This is a genomic window from Pseudoalteromonas shioyasakiensis, from assembly GCF_001550135.1.
GTDB lineage: Bacteria > Pseudomonadota > Gammaproteobacteria > Enterobacterales > Alteromonadaceae > Pseudoalteromonas > Pseudoalteromonas shioyasakiensis.
In genome coordinates, this window is sequence record NZ_LRUE01000022.1 from 261440 (window position 1) to 277388 (window position 15949).

Consider the following 15949-nt stretch of genomic DNA (forward strand, 5'->3'; position numbering starts at 1 on the left):
TTTAAATATCCTACTTTTATATCGCTCGCTTTTCTAAATTACAAAACTCTTAATAAATTTATCGCAGTGCGACGATATCTCTGCAAATACACTACAAAGCAACTATGCTGTATTTGCTTAGCCTATTTAAACTTTTTTCAGTTGTAAGGACGCCAATGCCAGAAGCCTTTGAACAAGATTACCCACTACAACAACTCAAACAAGTGACCAAGTCACTCAATAGTGGTCAATTTGTTCAAGTGCGCGGAATGTTAGCCAAAACGGCACCTTGTGATACAGCCCTTTTACTTGAATCTTCTCCCCATAAAATTCGTCGTATGCTTTGGCAGCTGGTTGATCCAGATGTCCGTGGTGATGTTCTAGAAGAACTCTCTGAAGATGTACGTCTTGGCATTATTGCCCAGATGGAGCCTGAGCACATTGCTGCTGCCACTGAAGATATGGACGACGATGACTTAGGTGAGGTTTTACGTAGTCTTCCTGATACTGTATATCAAGACGTTGTCAGTGCCATGGATTCGCAAGATAGAGAGAGAGCAACTCAAGCACTTTCTTATCAAGAGCGTTCAGCCGGTGCCTTGATGAACAGCGATACGGTTACCATTCGTCCTGACGTTACTCTCGATGTTGTACTGCGCTATTTACGCTTACGAGGTGAGCTACCAGAGGGTACCGATGACTTATATGTAGTTGATAAGCATAACTGCTTTTTAGGCGCGCTTTCATTAACTACATTGCTGACCAGCCCATCAGATAAAATTGTTCGTGATTTAATGGATGAAGACTGTGAGTCAATCCTAATCTCTATGGATGAAAGTGATGTAGCGCAATTGTTTGAACGTCACAACTGGATTTCAGCCCCTGTCGTCGATGATAACGCTCACTTGCTTGGTCGTATTACCATCGATGATATCGTTGACGTAATCCGTGAAGATGCTGAACACAGCATGCTTAGCCTCGCTGGTCTTGACGACGAAGAAGATACCTTTGCGCCAGTGCTAAAAAGTTCGCAGCGTCGCTCTATTTGGCTTGGGGTTAACTTATTAACCGCATTGTTAGCAGCCATTGTGGCAAGCTTTTTCGAAAACACCTTAGCAATCTTGCCTATTTTAGCGGTACTCAATGGTATCGTCCCTTCAATGGGGGGTGTTGCGGGTAGCCAAACCCTAACTCTGGTTATTCGTGGTATAGCGGTTGGTCATATCAACCAAACCAACCAACGCTTCTTATTACTTAAGGAGCTGGCGATTGGCGCACTGAATGGCATTATTTGGTCGATATTAATTGCTGGTGTGGTTGCCCTATGGCAGTGGGACTTTAAACTCGGCGCAGTGCTGGCCTTTGCAATGTTTATGAATCTTGTTGCCGCTGGTATTGCGGGTGCGAGCATTCCATTAATTCTTAAGAAAATGAAAATAGACCCAGCCCTCGCCGGCAGTGTGGTACTGACAACCGTCACTGATATTGTTGGTATCTTTGCCTTTTTAGGCACCGCAACCTGGTTATTGATCTAATATAAAACGGCCCTTTAAGGGCCGTATTTATATCTTTTACTTTGCGCGCTGCTTATTTTTACCTACTCGAGGTTTGGTATTGGCCTTTTTAAACTGGCTAAAACCGGTGTGACGAGTCAGTGCCGCACGGCCTTTACCGCCCTTTCCTCTAGCAGCTTTCTCGTTACGACCTTCTTCAGGTACCAAACAGTTCGGTCCTTTACCGATTAGATTCGCTTTGCCCATTTTTCTTAGTGCTTCACGGATCATCGGCCAACCAGCAGGATCGTGGTAACGTAAAATCGCTTTGTGTAAGCGACGCTGGCGTGCGCCTTTTGGAACAGGCACTTGCTCAGTATTGTTCTTAATATTGCGCAGCGAGTTCATCTCAGTGTGATAGATCGTGGTTGCATTGGCCATCGGTGATGGATAAAAGTTTTGCACTTGATCAAGCTTAAAGTCATTAGACTTTAACCACAACGCCATGTTCACCATGTCTTCGTCTTTCGTTCCTGGGTGAGCAGAAATAAAATACGGGATCAAATACTGCTTTTTACCCGCTTCTTTTGAGTATTTATCAAATAGCTCTTTAAACTTATCGTAAGCTCCCATGCCCGGCTTCATCATCTTAGACAATGGACCATCTTCAGTATGCTCAGGGGCAATTTTTAAGTACCCGCCTACGTGATGGGTAACCAACTCTTTTACATAGCGAGGGTCTTCTACAGCTAAGTCATAACGTACGCCAGACGCAATCAAAATTTTCTTCACACCTTTTACATCACGGGCTTTTTTATAAAGCTCAATAGTTGGGGTGTGATCCGTGTCCATGTGCTTACAGATATCAGGATAAACACATGATAAACGTCGGCATGTACTCTCTGCTTTTTTACTCTTACAGCGCAACTTGTACATATTCGCTGTCGGTCCACCTAAGTCAGAGATAACCCCAGTAAAGCCCGGTACTCTGTCACGAATTTGCTCAATTTCATCAATAATTGATTGCTCAGAACGGCTTTGAATAATACGTCCTTCGTGCTCTGTAATCGAACAGAAAGAACAGCCACCAAAGCAACCACGCATGATGTTCACCGAGGTTTTAATCATTTCATAGGCTGGGATTTTTTCATCGCCGTAGCTTGGGTGCGGAATACGCTGATATGGCAAACCAAATACGCCATCCATTTCTTCAGTTTCAAGCGGAAATGCAGGCGGGTTAACCCAAATAGAACGGTCTCCATGGCGTTGAAATAACGCACGTGCACAACCTGGGTTTGTTTCTTGGTGCAAAATACGCGAGGCATGGGCATAAAGCGGTTTATTTACGCTTACTTGCTCATACGCTGGTAGCTTAACGTAGGTCTTTTCCCAAGGCTTAGGACGAGCTGGCTGGATAGTGATTGGCTTAGCCGCCTCGGCACTTAAATCAATACCTGCTTTTTTAAATTCAGATTTACTACAACCCACATCATCTGCGCCATACGGGTTTGGAATTGGATCAATCTTACCGATTTTATCAATTGCAGTTGAGTCACTACCACGCCAACCCGGTAATGGTTCTTTACGAATAACCGCAGTACCACGAATATCTTGAATTGTCTCAACCGACTCACCCGCAGCAATACGGTGGGCAACTTCAACAAGTGGGCGCTCAGCATTACCGTAAATTAGAATGTCAGCTTTGGCATCAAACAATACGCTACGGCGTACTTTTTCTTGCCAATAATCATAATGAGCAATACGGCGTAAACTCGCCTCAATACCACCAATGATCAGCGGCACATCTTTATAAGCTTCGCGACAGCGTTGGCTGTATACAACTACCGCACGGTCAGGACGTTTACCGCCTATGTTACCCGGCGTATAAGCATCATCATGACGCATACGCTTTTCAGCAGTATAACGGTTGATCATCGAGTCCATATTACCCGCTGTAACACCAAAGAATAAGTTAGGCTTACCTAACGCCATAAAGGCATCTTTTGAGTTCCAATCAGGTTGTGCAATTATACCCACACGAAAACCCTGTGACTCAAGCATACGCCCTATCACAGCCATACCGAAACTTGGGTGATCTACATACGCATCACCACTTACAATGATCACGTCACAGCTATCCCAGCCTAACGCGTCCATTTCTGCACGAGTGGTTGGTAAAAATGGCGCCGTGCCATAGCATTCAGCCCAATACTTAGGGTAAGAAAACAGGCCTCGCTCGGCTTTTAATGCGCTCATAAAGTGTACTCTGCTAACAAAAGGGGCGAATTATACCTCAGTCTTATAGATTATTATAGAAAACAAAACGCCCTTCACATGGAAGGGCGCTGTTTAATTTTTATGTAATTACTGGAACTGGTTACTGCTTAGCTTGCAAGTAGGTAATTAACTCTTTTTCAGGCATAGGCTTAGCGTACATAAAGCCTTGCACTTCATCACAGCCAAGCTGGGCTAAATAATCCGCTTGCGCTTGTGTCTCAACCCCTTCTGCTATGGTTTTTAAGCCTAACCTTGCACCAAGAGAAATAATTAACGCAGCAATCGCCTGACAATCTTGACCTGGTAAGTCTTTAATAAAGTCGCGATCAATTTTGAGTCTGTCTAGCGGCAGTTTTTGCAAGTAACTTAACGATGAAAACCCTGTACCGAAGTCGTCGATCGCAATCTCGATACCAAACTCTTTAAGTTCTTTTAGTGTGGTGATCACATTAGCTAGCTCATCCATAACCACGCTTTCAGTCACTTCGAGTTCAATAAACTGCGGTTTTACATCATATTTAATAAGCGTGTCTTTAACCTGCTGCGCATAGCCTTTAACTTTAAATTGCGGCACTGAAACATTTACAGCAATGCTAATTGCAAAGCCCATTGCTTCGAGGCGCTTTTGCTGCATACATGCTTGCTCTAGCACCCATTGCCCTATTTCAACAATTAAACCGGCATCTTCAGCCATTGGAACGAAAATCGCTGGCGAAATATACTGACCATTACCTGACGGCCAACGCAGTAGCGCTTCACAGCCAATGATTTCAAGGGTGTTTAAATCAAGTTGTGGCTGAAACCAAACCTCTAATTTACGCTGCTCAAAATCTTGACGAAGCTGTCTGATGATCCCTAAACGCCAAGCCATTTTCTCTTCCATGTCTGGGGTATACGTCACCACCATTTCAGAAGATTGTTTTTTAGCCTGGTTAAGCGCAATGTAGCCCAGCTTTAAGGTCTCGATCCCTGCTTGCAGGAAGTCACCTTGATAACATAAACCAATTTTAAAGTTGATTGGTAAAATGTGTTCACCTGCATTGAACGGCAAACTTAAGTGCTCGCGTAGTAGCTCAACGTCACATTCACCAACGGGTAACAGTAAGCCAAATACATCTGCACCGATGCGCGAGAGCAGCTCAGCATTTGGGTATTCTTGATGCAGTCTATCAACAATGGCATTTAGTAATAAGTTACCAATCTCTTGGCCTAAGCCATTGTTAATATCTGAGAATTGCGCAACATCAATTAATAAAAAGACATAGTCACTTTTACCCGGCTGGTAGTAACGCTCCACTTTATTCATGAAATCGTTACGATTCGATAAGCCAGTTAAAACATCTTTATAAGCTGCATCACGTAAACGGTTGAACAGCCTAACATTATCAAGACCAACACTGACATTGGTTAAAAATATCTCTGCAAATTGTAGTTGCGAAGGACTTGGTGTGTGCTCGGTTTCTAAGTAAATAGCTGCTTGGCGGTTTTTGCTTTTTAATAAGTACGTACTGTCTACATCGGTGTGCTGATGCTCACCTTGGGCTAGGCAGTTGTTAACTTGCATGATAATACGGCCATCATCAAGCTGCTCAATACCCTGGCCAATAAACTCATTATATTCAGCACAACCACCTAAAACATAAACCTGATTGTCATCTTCAATAGAACCACACAGTAAACCTTGCGGTTCGCAATCTAAAATAATTGAGAGCTGCTTAATCACTGCCATTGAAAAGGCTTTGATATCAGTAAAACCAAGAATAGCCTTAGATGCATACAAAATATTATTTAACGCGCGGCTTTGAAATTCGAGCTGACATACTTGCTCATAAGAGCGAATAGCCGTAACAAGGGCGGTGATAAGTTTACTACGTGTAAGTTCTGTTTTTGTTTTGTAGTCGTTAATATCGTATTCGCGGATCACTTTTTCTTCAGGTGCGTAGCCTGGTTGTCCGGTACGTAAAATAATGCGCACATTGTGATTATTAAGGCACTCTCTAACCTGCTTTACAACTTGCAAGCCAGCATCATCTGACTCCATAACCACATCAAGGAGAATTACCGAAATCGAATGGTCATTTTTAAGTAATTCGAGCGCTTCTGCACCTGAGTAGGCATGGTGAAATCGCAGCCCTTTATCCCAAAACTCAACGCCTGAGAGGGCAAGCTTAGTAACTGAATGTATTTCTGGATCATCATCGACAATTAATACGTCCCAAAAATCAGAGACAGTTTCATCCACTAACTGTTCGTCATCTTGGTCACTAAACAAAAAGTCGTTACTCTCTGATGCCATTAATAATTCCTTAGAGTGATCCCCGTAATACTGTAACTATGGCGCCACTCCATTTTACAGCGATGCTCAAAATTCTATCACTTATTTAACTATGATACATTAGTGATAGCTTATATAGTATCAAACAGATTATAGTCTATGTTACGTATAATGTTATGAAAGTTATAAAACAATTGCCTGAGGTGAGATTATTAAAATACTCATTTTTACCCTAAAAGCGATTTTTATCAGCATTCTGATCTCACTTGTGATTGGGCTTATGCTTTCACCGCAATATACTGTTCACAAATCAATTAAAGTGAATGCGAGCAGTGCTGAGATTGCAAGCCTTATAGGCGACTTTAATCAATGGCCTAAGTGGCAACCATGGCAGGCTGTCGACCCGAGTATTAAATTTACCATTGCAGAACCTAGCCAAGGAGTAGGTGCACATCAATTTTGGCAAAGTCGCTTTGGCGAAGGTGAAATGACCATCACCCAACTCGACAACAGCCAGCTTTCATTTAATATCTTATTTAATAAAGAACACATTGCCCAAGGCACAATTCGCTATTTACCTGAAGGCGATAACGTTAACATTGAGTGTTCATTAAAAGGTGAGGTCAACACCCCTATTATTGGTGGCTACCTTGCTTTACTAAGTCAGTATATTCTCAATAACACAGTAAAACTGGCGCTCAATAACATCAAAACTCATGCGCAGTTAGCAACAACAGGCAAGGACAGTGTGACCGATGACAGTGAAAGCAGCTCAGGCGAGAGTTAATCTTGCTAATATCATAGAAAACCAGCTTGGCTACCCTATTCATAAGGCATCATCGGCTAGGATCAACCATGCTGGTGATGACAGCTACTCAGCACAAGGTCAACAGCAGTTAGCTTATCAAATTAAAGCGCAAGCAAGCCTTTTAGAGCGCGCCCAAACTCGCCAAGAAATTCAATTCATTAAGCGCCAAGAAAATATCGAAACCATTATGGCGATGGCTATGGCGTTTTGCCCCGATGTCACTGGCCAACAACAACCAGATTTTGATTGGATAGAGCGCTTTATTAGTTTATGTGAAGACACAGCTAATTCTTCAATGCAAAAGCTATGGGCAAAAATACTCGCAGGTGAGACCGTGTCACCGGGCACCTTTTCGATTAAAAGCTTACAAACCCTTAAGCACATGACACAGCGCGAAGCAGATGCCCTTCAGCGCTGTACATCACTGTGTGGCTTCAATGAAAAAGATAACAGCCACTTAATTTTACTTGGCTTTTACAAGAAGCCTTCACTGTTTGATTTACTTAGAAAAGGTAACAAGGTGTCATTTAATTTAGGGAAAACCCCTGTTAGCTTTCCTGACATTCTTACCCTGATGGATATTAACTTGCTGTATCGAAAAGAAATCGAATCAGCTGTTTTAAAAGCTGGCCAAGAACTGGTGCTGAGCTTTATGAATCAACGCTTGGTTTTAAAAGCAAAAAGTAATGACTTAGTACTCAGTTATTATAAATTTACACAAACGGGCGACGAGTTAAGAAAGCTAATCGCATCGCCAATAAATAAGGCTTATAAGCAGATACTTTCAACATCATTAGAAGATGAATTTGAAGTTAGCTGGCAAGCTTTAAAATAAAGCTGCCAGCTAAATATAAACCGAAAAACTCGATTAGAAGTGGATTTGAATACCCGCAAATGGACCTGATGCATCTAAATCTGTGTAGATATCATCAATATCATCAAGCTCTAAAGTCATTGAGCGGTAACCCGCTTTAATGTCCATATCAATTGCTAAGTTATCAAGTAAAGCGTATGCAACACCCGCTTGGTAGTCTTGAATTTTGCTATCGTCGATAGCCAGTAAGCTACCTTCAAAGAATACGCTTAAACCTGTTAACGGCAAGCCAACTTCAGCACGACCATACACTAAAGGTACGAAACCAGAAAAATCAACGCGCTCAGTTGTACTTGGGCCACCTTCTTGCGAAGTACCCGTTACCGTAATTTCACCGTCAAATTGTTTAGCGTTTACACCTAAATCAATTGAAACCAAATCATTATCAAAGATTTCGTAATATAGGATGTAGTCAACATGTGATAAATCACTCACTGTGCCTACTTGTGTGCCTACAACGTAATCAGAACCACCAAAGCTAAACGTTTCATCAAGTGTTGTATCACCATTTAACTCAAGTTCAGTGTATTTTAGTTTAATGTTTGGTACTAACGGCACTGGGTGCTCAAGTGCTGCGTAGTAGCTCGTAAACGTTTCATCATCAAATTTAAAGCTTTGTAGATTTCCGTCTTGAGCAAAACTACCGCTGTTATCTGATTGCCAGCCATCAACACCTAGGTATAAACCTAATAATGTATCAGCTTGCGCTGTTGGAGCTAAACAGGCCATTGAAAGGGCAGCTGCTAAACAGTACTTTTTCATCATTTTATCCTTGCGCTAAAAGTTCGCTAAGTTCAATTAGAGCCGCATTGGCTCGAGAAATATAATTCGCCATGACCAGTGAGTGGTTAGCAACAAAACCAAAACCACTGCCATTTAAGATCATTGGGCTCCACACAGTTTCTTGCGTGGCCTCTAATTCACGAATAATTTGTTGCAGACTAACACGAGCATTTTTCTTTTCTAAGACATCAGCAAAATCATATTCAACCGCTTGTAAAAAGTGCAGTAATGCCCACGTTGCACCACGCGATTCATAAAATACATCATCAATTTGCCACCAAGATGTTTTTACTTGGCTTTGCAAAGGGGTGTATGTTGCTTGATGAGCCGCAGTATCGCCAGCTAAATCAGTGTTCAAACGATCTTGGCCAACACTTGCGCTTAGACGCTGACTTAAACTACCTAAGCGCTTTTCAGCTTCTTTTAACCAGCCACGTAAGTTATCGGCACGGGCATAAAACTGGCTATCTCGATCGTTCTGATCCGCAATTTGGGTACGGTATACAATAAGTAAATCAATACCCTTTTGATATTCAGTTTCTGCGCTAGGCCATGCCCATGCTACCGAGCTTATATTAAATTGCGGCTGTGCTTTTTTAAGTGCTTCGTGCTCAGTTGATTGAGACTGTGAACGGCTGAAGTCTTTACGCATCGACAACACTAAATCTCGGGTCATCTCAAGCGCGCCATATTCCCACGCCGGCATGTTATCCATCATTACACTTGGTGGCATCATATCGTTAGATAAGTAGCCGCCAGGCTTATTTAATAATGTACTTGCCACATTGATCAACGTAGTTGTTGTTGTGTAGCCGGTGACAAACTTTTCACCGCGCATTTGCGCTTCCTGTTTTGCCTTGCTAACAACATCCATACGAGCTGGTTCACTACTCCAGTAAACAGCAATCGCGTAAAAAATAATTAGTATAATAAGTAATGCACTGGCTATTTTTCCTTTATGCTCAGACATAATACCTCCTAGTGATGTGAGTGCTCTTTACTTTTTTTTGATGCCTGCTCAGACATTTCTTGTAAAGACACAACCTTGGCTTGAGTAAAAACTCGATTGCCATCATTAAAATATAGCGTGAGTTTTCGTTCTTGCCCTGCTTTTAGTTGATCTTCAGGTTCAAACACCATTAAGTGATAACCACCCGGTTTAAACTCAACACTGCTGTGACCATCAATCTTTAATGATAAAACCTGTTCCATTTTCATCATGCCATCAACATGAGTATGCTGATGAATTTCAACACGTCCTAAACCATCAAGCTCAGCTTTAGTTAATACCGTTGCATGCTCACTTGGGTTAGTAATAGTTAAATAAGCCACGCTGGCTTTACTGGCTGGTAAAAATTCACGTACCTGCGCATTGCTTACGGCTACTTCGGCAACATCGCTATGATCATGGCCACTATGGGCAGATAAAAAAGTACTAAAGAATAAACTTGCGGTAAGAAAAGAGAGTGCGGGCCACAGTTTCATTATGTTTTAATCCTTGTTAAGACATTAACTTACCCGCTAAATTTAGCATATTTTATGTATTAAGGCAGTTTATTAGTACCTTAAGCTGGCGATTTTTTGTTATCGGCAATCAACCAGCATAATGCTGCGATTAGTAAAAGTGGCCATGCAATCATTACTGAGCCAAATAAAAACGCAAGCAAAACACCAATCAAAGCAACAACACCTGCGCCTAGCAGCCCAATAGTGAATAGCGCAACACCTGCAACGACGGCAATGACTGCCACTATTGCACCGATGACCTCAAGCCCAGCCCAACTCATATCAGCAATTGATAAAGGTAATTGCCATGAGTCAAACGATACAAATGAAACCGCATCAGTGCATAGTAATAACATTGCCAAAATGATGATAGCTAACGTTTTCATGTCCTACTCCTAGTAACCTTTCACTGGTAAAGTGCAATGAGCCACTAAATAACCCACGCCTATTAACAGCGGCATTTGAATAAGTAATATGATCATGACCAGACGTGTTGACCATACAGGGAAGCCTAAGCGCGCAGCGAGTCCGCTACATACACCCGAGATCTTTTTATTACTCAGATCACGGTACCAACGTGTCGATGTGTGATAAGTATTCATTATTAACCTCCTAAGCCGACTGCTTCATCGTTGCTTTCAAGTCAGCAAGCTCTTTATCGATTGCTTCATCTTTCTCAAGGGCAGCGAATTGTGCTGCTGTTGAATTTGCAGCATCACTTTGTGTCAGTTCATACGCCTCAACTTGCGACTCAATGTTTTCAACGCGCTGCTCTAAGTAGTCAAAACGCGCTAATGCATCTTCAACTTTACTGCTATGCAGCTGCTCTTTTACTTTTAAGCGTGCTGTAACAACGCGTTCTTTTTGCATGTAAGTCAGCTGTTTGGCCTTTGCATCTGCAAGCTTGTTTTGTAAACGCTGACAATCTTCTGTCAATTTAGCGAGTGACTCTGCCACTTTATCCATTTCAGCTTGTTGCGCTTCGATTTCTGTCGTTAAACGCTGCTTTTCAACTAATGCTGCTTTGGCAAGATCATCGCGATCTTTACTCAACGCTTTTTCTGCTTTCGCTTGCCAGTCAGCTACTTTCGCTTGTTTCGCTGCAATTTCACGCTTCATTTGCTTTTCTTGCGTTAAAAATGTCGCAGCAGTTGCACGGCATTCAGTCAGTGCATCCTGCATTTCTTGCACGAGTAGATTAAGTAACTTTTCAGGATCTTCAGCTTTGTCTAATGCTGCAGAAAGGTTTGCCTGAATAATGTCATTTACGCGATTTAATACACCCATGTGACTCTCCTGTTGATTATTGGGTTAATACAGCTAGGAGATTCCAATTCTTGTGCCAACTAACGAATAAATTAAAATTATCATTTATATACAATGAGTTGAGTCAATTAAATTTAGATTTAGGCTGACTAGTGACTGAATGAAAAATAACTAATTTGACTAAAAAATTAACTTTTTCACTAAATTTTAGGATCAAAAAAAGCCACAAAATGTGGCTTTTTTAATAGGCTTTGTGATTAGGCTTCTGGGACAAAACTTAAGGCTTTATCCATAACAGATAAATCGGCCGCTTTACCATGGCCTTTTTCTGAAAGGTGGCGTCTAAAACCACGCGCACCAGGTTGGCCTTGAAAAATTCCCAACATATGGCGAGCAATATGCCAAAAGTTAGCGCCTTTACTCATTTCGTCTTCAATATAGTCGTACATCGAGCGCACAACCTGATGACGACTCAGCGTAAAGGCTTCATCACCATAAATGTTTTCGTCAACCTCAGACAAAATAAACGGATTACTATACGCTTCACGACCAATCATAATGCCATCAACATACTCAAGGTGAGCTACGCTATCAGCAATTGTTTTCACGCCACCATTTAAGCTTAAGTGAAGTTGCGGATAATCTTTTTTCAACTGGTAAACCCGCGGGTAATCAAGAGGTGGGATCTCACGATTCTCTTTTGGGCTTAAGCCATTTAACCACGCTTTACGCGCATGAATAATAAAGTCATCACAGCCAACATCATGACTTGCTTCAATTAAAGCACATAAAAACTCATACGAGTCTTGCTCATCAATACCAATGCGCGTTTTAACAGTAACAGGAATAGTCACTTCGGCTTTCATTGCAGCAACGCAGTCAGCAACCAGTTTAGGCTCAGCCATTAAACAAGCACCAAAACGACCATTTTGCACACGATCAGACGGACAGCCAACATTTAAATTTACTTCATGATAGCCGCGCTCCGCCGCTAACTTTGCACACTTAGCCAACGCTTCAGGATCTGAGCCACCAAGTTGCAATGCCACTGGCCCTTCATGCTCATTAAAGTGTAAGTAATCGCCTTTACCAAATAAAATAGCGCCGGTTGTCACCATCTCTGTATATAGCACAGCATGCTTAGTCATTTTGCGGTGAAAAGTTCGACAGTGACGATCTGTCCAATCTAACATGGGTGCCACGGAAAAACGGCGGTTTAATGTCGTTGTGCTCATAACATGGCCCCTTTAAAGATCAATGCATTTACTTGCAACTTAAATTACCTAATACGATTAACGCTTAATATAGCGATGACACATACCCTTTAGGTATGCACCGAAATGAAAAATTGCGACCATTATACCACCGAAGCTCGCTCGCGGCATGGCTTAATCGAAGATCTGATAATGAAAAGAGGCGAAGAAGTGTACTGCAATCTCACTTCTTTGATGAATAAGGTAAAATGCTAAGTCTACATTTTTACTTTACTTAGGAGATGTTCAAGGTTTTGGCCCGTAAGTTCCAAAATCGTAATTTCAAGCTCTTTGTAGTCCTCGTTTTTCAGGTTAACTAACTTAGCACCCACTGCAATTCGCGCTACTTTCTCAACGGGGTCCATTTCGACAATTTCAATTGATGCACGCGTATCATGATCTTTTGATTGCACATAATATTCACTAAAGAAGGTACCATCTGCACGTACATTTGGATTACTGTCAGACACAGACTGCAGAAGCGTGCCTTTCTTTAAATCACTTTTACGAAGTGAGAAGCTGTACTCCGCCACATTGGCATGACCAACAATTACGGTAACTGCGCTTTCACCATTAATTTTAAAATCATGATCTGTTACTTCGATAACTTTTAGCTTACCACTATCATAGGTCGGCTCCATGCAAGCACCTAAACTAAAAATCAGAAAAACAGATAAGACGACATTTTTGATTAGCATTCTTTGTTCCTTAAATTTTATATTGCCTTCTTTAAAGTTAGATAAAAGAAGGCAATTATTCAAAGTTTAAATCACTGAAAATGCACTTTAAATTAAAACTAGCCGACAACACTCAAACCGAAGTAGTGAGCGATACCGCCTAAGATATTAGTCACCGCTACTGACGATAAAATTAAGCCCATCACTCGACTGATAATGCTCGCGCCACTATCACCAATTAACTTATGAACATGCGTGGCAAGTAGTAATAAAACCAGTACGATTATTAACACAGAAAGCATAATCGATGAGGTAATTAGCTGCTCATACCAAGTGTATTCGGTATTTCGAGTCATCAGTACTGCACCAAGCATGGCACCGGGGCTGGCAATAGAAGGAATCGCCAAAGGGAAAATAGCGGTTTCTGTGCTATCTCGAACACTTTTGATTTCTGTTTCTGGTTTACTTTCACCGAAGATCATCGACAGAGCAAACAGTAATAATACGATACCTCCGGCAATCTGAAATGCCGAAAGTGGAATATTGATCGCGTTTAAAAGTAACTCGCCCGCAACAACAAAAAACAATAGCACTAATGCCGAAACACCAACCGCTTTTAATGCAACTTTGCGCTTAAATTTGGCGTCATCCCAGCGTGTAACAGCAATAAAAACAGGCACGGTTCCGATAGGATCAATGACGGCAAAAAAGAAAATGAATGCAGCTAGCAATTCACTCATTAAGAAAACTCCCTGAAAACGTGTTAGCGAATAAAAACACTGCAACTACAATACAGTATGTTAGTATATCACGGTAGCGTAAGGATAAGAGAAGATGAATATAGAATCACTCGTCAGTAAAGCAAAACAAGTATGCGATAATCGTGGTGCACGTTTCACACCTATCCGTGAAAAAGTATTCCGCCTGTTAGCTAGTGCGCAAGGTGGTGTGGGTGCTTATGACTTATTAGAACAACTCAAATTAACTGAGTCAGGCGCAAAACCGGCCACTATTTATCGAGCGCTCGATTTTTTATCGGAACTTGGCTTTATTCATAAAATTGAAAGCACCAACTCATTTATGCTGTGCCATCATTTTGATCACATTCACCCTGTACAGTTATTAATTTGTGACAGCTGTGGTTATGTAAAAGAATTGCATTCAACAGTAATTTCTCATGAACTTAATAACTTAGCGGCAGAAAGTGGATTTATTGTCTCAGGACAAACAATTGAAGCGCACGGTAAATGCGAAAAATGCAAAGAATAAGTGCGGTGTTTGAAACAACCACTACACTTAAAGTATGATTAACGGCATTTCGAAACCTAAGGGAAAATAAATAATGAATGTGGAGTTCATCAACCCTTTTTTATCATCATTATTAAATGTATTGAGCACTATGGCTCAAACAGAATTAAAGCCGGGTAAACCTAGTTTAAAGAAAGACGAACTAGCCCGTGGCGATGTATCAGGTTTGATTGGTATGGTTGGCCCACAAACTAAAGGTTCACTTTCAATCACCTTTGATGAAAATCTAGCACTGACCATTATGGAAAGAATGCTAGGTGAACGCCCTGATACGGTTAACGAAGAAGTAACCGACATGGTAGGTGAAATTACTAACATGGTAACAGGTGGCGCTAAAAACCTACTTGGCGAAAAAGGCTATGAGTTTGATATGGCAACGCCAGTTGTAGTGTCTGGTAAGGGACATACAATTGCACATAAATGTGAAGGCGCTAAAGTGTTAATTCCATTCACATCTGCTGATGGTAACGCCAATATTGAAGTTAGCTTTGATAAACTATGAGCTGGCAGCAAAAAACCATTCAATTGAAGCCTCGCTCACGAGGCTTTCACATCATTGATGACGAGCTACTTCGTCAACTTCCAGAGATAGCACAATACAAAGTCGGCTTATTACACCTATTCATTCAACACACTTCTGCAAGCTTAACTATTAACGAAAATGCAGATCCTACAGTAAGAATGGATATGGAAAGTCACTTCAATCATTTTGTGCCAGAACGACAAAGTTATTATCGTCATGATTATGAAGGTGATGACGATATGCCAGCCCATATAAAAAGCAGTACATTAGGTGCTGAACTCACCATACCAATTAATCAAGGCCGCTTAATGCTAGGCACATGGCAAGGTATTTATTTAGGTGAACACCGAGATCATGGTGGCGCTAGACGTATTATCGCGACGGTTCAAGGCCAGATCTAAAACTAGCTGTAAGCTGTAAGCTGTAAGCTGTAAGCTGTAAGCTGTAAGCTGTAAGCTGTAAGCTGTAAGCTGTAAGCTGTAAGCTGTAAGCTGTAAGCTGTAAGCTGTAAGCTGTAAGCTGTAAGCTGTAAGCTGTAAGCTGTAAGCTGTAAGCAAATCTTGGTATTAACTAAATTATTTAAGAAAGTGTTTTTGGGATTTTTTAGAGATTGGAGCGGCACACGAGGCTCGAACTCGTGACCTCAACCTTGGCAAGGTTGCGCTCTACCAACTGAGCTAGTGCCGCTTTAAATAGTTTCTAGTTACAAGATTCAAGTTACAAGTTTGAATAGCTTGGTGCTTTCAACTTTCCCCTTGAAACTTATATCAATTTCTTTTGGTGAGAAATTGGAGCGGCACACGAGGCTCGAACTCGTGACCTCAACCTTGGCAAGGTTGCGCTCTACCAACTGAGCTAGTGCCGCTTTTAAGTAGTCAGTAATTTGTCCGTTGTCGCACAACCTGAAGGTTGCGGTGAAACGTTCTG

General features: G+C 41.6%; 17 protein-coding genes and 2 tRNA genes. 6 read left to right on the forward strand and 13 right to left on the reverse strand.

Features of this window, described 5'->3' with window-relative positions; genetic code table 11:
- Window positions 1-155: 155 nt before the first annotated feature.
- Complete coding sequence (mgtE, locus tag PASHI_RS17715) at window positions 156-1514, forward strand: magnesium transporter (protein ID WP_054561109.1); 1359 nt, start codon at window positions 156-158, stop codon at window positions 1512-1514.
- A gap of 36 nt (window positions 1515-1550) precedes the next feature.
- Here the strand turns inward: mgtE and PASHI_RS17720 are convergent, their stop codons facing one another.
- Both PASHI_RS17720 and PASHI_RS17725 read right to left on the reverse strand, forming a co-directional pair.
- Window positions 1551-3728, reverse strand: coding sequence for a YgiQ family radical SAM protein (locus PASHI_RS17720; protein WP_054561110.1), 2178 nt, complete (start codon window positions 3726-3728; stop codon window positions 1551-1553).
- Between the two features lie 121 nt (window positions 3729-3849).
- Window positions 3850-6045, reverse strand: coding sequence for a bifunctional diguanylate cyclase/phosphodiesterase (locus PASHI_RS17725; protein ID WP_062566534.1), 2196 nt, complete (start codon window positions 6043-6045; stop codon window positions 3850-3852).
- Window positions 6046-6304: 259 nt separating this feature from the next.
- Between PASHI_RS17725 and PASHI_RS17730 the strand changes: the two genes are divergently transcribed.
- Both PASHI_RS17730 and PASHI_RS17735 read left to right on the forward strand, forming a co-directional pair.
- Complete coding sequence (locus tag PASHI_RS17730) at window positions 6305-6811, forward strand: SRPBCC family protein (protein ID WP_235575457.1); 507 nt, start codon at window positions 6305-6307, stop codon at window positions 6809-6811.
- Window positions 6780-7667, forward strand: coding sequence for a TIGR03899 family protein (locus PASHI_RS17735; protein ID WP_058585939.1), 888 nt, complete (start codon window positions 6780-6782; stop codon window positions 7665-7667). The genes PASHI_RS17730 and PASHI_RS17735 overlap by 32 nt, the downstream gene beginning before the upstream one ends.
- 33 nt (window positions 7668-7700) lie before the next feature.
- Here the strand turns inward: PASHI_RS17735 and PASHI_RS17740 are convergent, their stop codons facing one another.
- The 9 genes from PASHI_RS17740 to PASHI_RS17780 form a co-directional block, all read right to left on the reverse strand.
- Complete coding sequence (locus PASHI_RS17740) at window positions 7701-8468, reverse strand: TIGR04219 family outer membrane beta-barrel protein (RefSeq protein WP_062566535.1); 768 nt, start codon at window positions 8466-8468, stop codon at window positions 7701-7703.
- Between the two features lie 4 nt (window positions 8469-8472).
- Window positions 8473-9459, reverse strand: coding sequence for a DUF2333 family protein (locus PASHI_RS17745; RefSeq protein WP_062566536.1), 987 nt, complete (start codon window positions 9457-9459; stop codon window positions 8473-8475).
- Between the two features lie 8 nt (window positions 9460-9467).
- Window positions 9468-9974, reverse strand: coding sequence for a copper chaperone PCu(A)C (locus tag PASHI_RS17750; RefSeq protein ID WP_062566537.1), 507 nt, complete (start codon window positions 9972-9974; stop codon window positions 9468-9470).
- An 80-nt stretch (window positions 9975-10054) separates the two neighbouring features.
- Entirely contained in the window at window positions 10055-10381 is a 327-nt protein-coding gene (locus tag PASHI_RS17755) for a hypothetical protein (protein ID WP_062566538.1), read from the reverse strand.
- Window positions 10382-10390: 9 nt separating this feature from the next.
- The gene (locus tag PASHI_RS17760; RefSeq protein WP_054554145.1) at window positions 10391-10597 is read right to left on the reverse strand and encodes a PspC domain-containing protein; all 207 of its coding nucleotides are present in this window, start codon (window positions 10595-10597) and stop codon (window positions 10391-10393) included.
- 10 nt (window positions 10598-10607) lie between these two features.
- Window positions 10608-11282: a PspA/IM30 family protein gene (locus PASHI_RS17765; RefSeq protein WP_054561117.1), complete on the reverse strand. Its 675-nt coding sequence runs from the start codon at window positions 11280-11282 to the stop codon at window positions 10608-10610.
- Between the two features lie 236 nt (window positions 11283-11518).
- Window positions 11519-12496 (reverse strand): tRNA dihydrouridine(20/20a) synthase DusA, encoded by a 978-nt coding sequence (gene dusA, locus PASHI_RS17770; RefSeq protein ID WP_082422939.1) that lies wholly within the window; start codon window positions 12494-12496, stop codon window positions 11519-11521.
- A gap of 236 nt (window positions 12497-12732) precedes the next feature.
- Window positions 12733-13212 (reverse strand): hypothetical protein, encoded by a 480-nt coding sequence (locus tag PASHI_RS17775; protein WP_054561118.1) that lies wholly within the window; start codon window positions 13210-13212, stop codon window positions 12733-12735.
- Between the two features lie 98 nt (window positions 13213-13310).
- Complete coding sequence (locus PASHI_RS17780; RefSeq protein WP_062566539.1) at window positions 13311-13931, reverse strand: MarC family protein; 621 nt, start codon at window positions 13929-13931, stop codon at window positions 13311-13313.
- 94 nt (window positions 13932-14025) lie between these two features.
- On the opposite strand from PASHI_RS17780, the gene PASHI_RS17785 reads away from it, so the two are divergent.
- From PASHI_RS17785 to PASHI_RS17795, 3 genes are all read left to right on the forward strand, one after another.
- Window positions 14026-14460: a transcriptional repressor gene (locus tag PASHI_RS17785; RefSeq protein ID WP_054554141.1), complete on the forward strand. Its 435-nt coding sequence runs from the start codon at window positions 14026-14028 to the stop codon at window positions 14458-14460.
- Between the two features lie 73 nt (window positions 14461-14533).
- The gene (locus tag PASHI_RS17790) at window positions 14534-15001 is read left to right on the forward strand and encodes a chemotaxis protein CheX (RefSeq protein ID WP_054554140.1); all 468 of its coding nucleotides are present in this window, start codon (window positions 14534-14536) and stop codon (window positions 14999-15001) included.
- Entirely contained in the window at window positions 14998-15423 is a 426-nt protein-coding gene (locus PASHI_RS17795) for a secondary thiamine-phosphate synthase enzyme YjbQ (protein WP_054561120.1), read from the forward strand. The genes PASHI_RS17790 and PASHI_RS17795 overlap by 4 nt, the downstream gene beginning before the upstream one ends.
- Window positions 15424-15633: 210 nt before the next feature.
- On the opposite strand, the gene PASHI_RS17805 is transcribed toward PASHI_RS17795, so the two are convergent.
- Window positions 15634-15709 (reverse strand) — tRNA-Gly (locus PASHI_RS17805).
- A gap of 102 nt (window positions 15710-15811) precedes the next feature.
- Window positions 15812-15887: transfer RNA gene (locus PASHI_RS17810), tRNA-Gly, on the reverse strand.
- Window positions 15888-15949 lie beyond the last annotated feature (62 nt).

Excerpts from the sequence above, each read along its gene's own strand:
- mgtE (WP_054561109.1), top strand. The coding sequence starts at position 156 with ATGCCAGAAGCCTTTGAACAAGATTACCCACTACAACAACTCAAACAA.
- PASHI_RS17720 (WP_054561110.1), bottom strand. The coding sequence starts at position 3,728 with ATGAGCGCATTAAAAGCCGAGCGAGGCCTGTTTTCTTACCCTAAGTAT.
- PASHI_RS17725 (WP_062566534.1), bottom strand. The coding sequence starts at position 6,045 with ATGGCATCAGAGAGTAACGACTTTTTGTTTAGTGACCAAGATGACGAA.
- PASHI_RS17730 (WP_235575457.1), top strand. The coding sequence starts at position 6,305 with ATGCTTTCACCGCAATATACTGTTCACAAATCAATTAAAGTGAATGCG.
- PASHI_RS17735 (WP_058585939.1), top strand. The coding sequence starts at position 6,780 with ATGACAGTGAAAGCAGCTCAGGCGAGAGTTAATCTTGCTAATATCATA.
- PASHI_RS17740 (WP_062566535.1), bottom strand. The coding sequence starts at position 8,468 with ATGAAAAAGTACTGTTTAGCAGCTGCCCTTTCAATGGCCTGTTTAGCT.
- PASHI_RS17745 (WP_062566536.1), bottom strand. The coding sequence starts at position 9,459 with ATGTCTGAGCATAAAGGAAAAATAGCCAGTGCATTACTTATTATACTA.
- PASHI_RS17750 (WP_062566537.1), bottom strand. The coding sequence starts at position 9,974 with ATGAAACTGTGGCCCGCACTCTCTTTTCTTACCGCAAGTTTATTCTTT.
- PASHI_RS17755 (WP_062566538.1), bottom strand. The coding sequence starts at position 10,381 with ATGAAAACGTTAGCTATCATCATTTTGGCAATGTTATTACTATGCACT.
- PASHI_RS17760 (WP_054554145.1), bottom strand. The coding sequence starts at position 10,597 with ATGAATACTTATCACACATCGACACGTTGGTACCGTGATCTGAGTAAT.
- PASHI_RS17765 (WP_054561117.1), bottom strand. The coding sequence starts at position 11,282 with ATGGGTGTATTAAATCGCGTAAATGACATTATTCAGGCAAACCTTTCT.
- dusA (WP_082422939.1), bottom strand. The coding sequence starts at position 12,496 with ATGAGCACAACGACATTAAACCGCCGTTTTTCCGTGGCACCCATGTTA.
- PASHI_RS17775 (WP_054561118.1), bottom strand. The coding sequence starts at position 13,212 with ATGCTAATCAAAAATGTCGTCTTATCTGTTTTTCTGATTTTTAGTTTA.
- PASHI_RS17780 (WP_062566539.1), bottom strand. The coding sequence starts at position 13,931 with ATGAGTGAATTGCTAGCTGCATTCATTTTCTTTTTTGCCGTCATTGAT.
- PASHI_RS17785 (WP_054554141.1), top strand. The coding sequence starts at position 14,026 with ATGAATATAGAATCACTCGTCAGTAAAGCAAAACAAGTATGCGATAAT.
- PASHI_RS17790 (WP_054554140.1), top strand. The coding sequence starts at position 14,534 with ATGAATGTGGAGTTCATCAACCCTTTTTTATCATCATTATTAAATGTA.
- PASHI_RS17795 (WP_054561120.1), top strand. The coding sequence starts at position 14,998 with ATGAGCTGGCAGCAAAAAACCATTCAATTGAAGCCTCGCTCACGAGGC.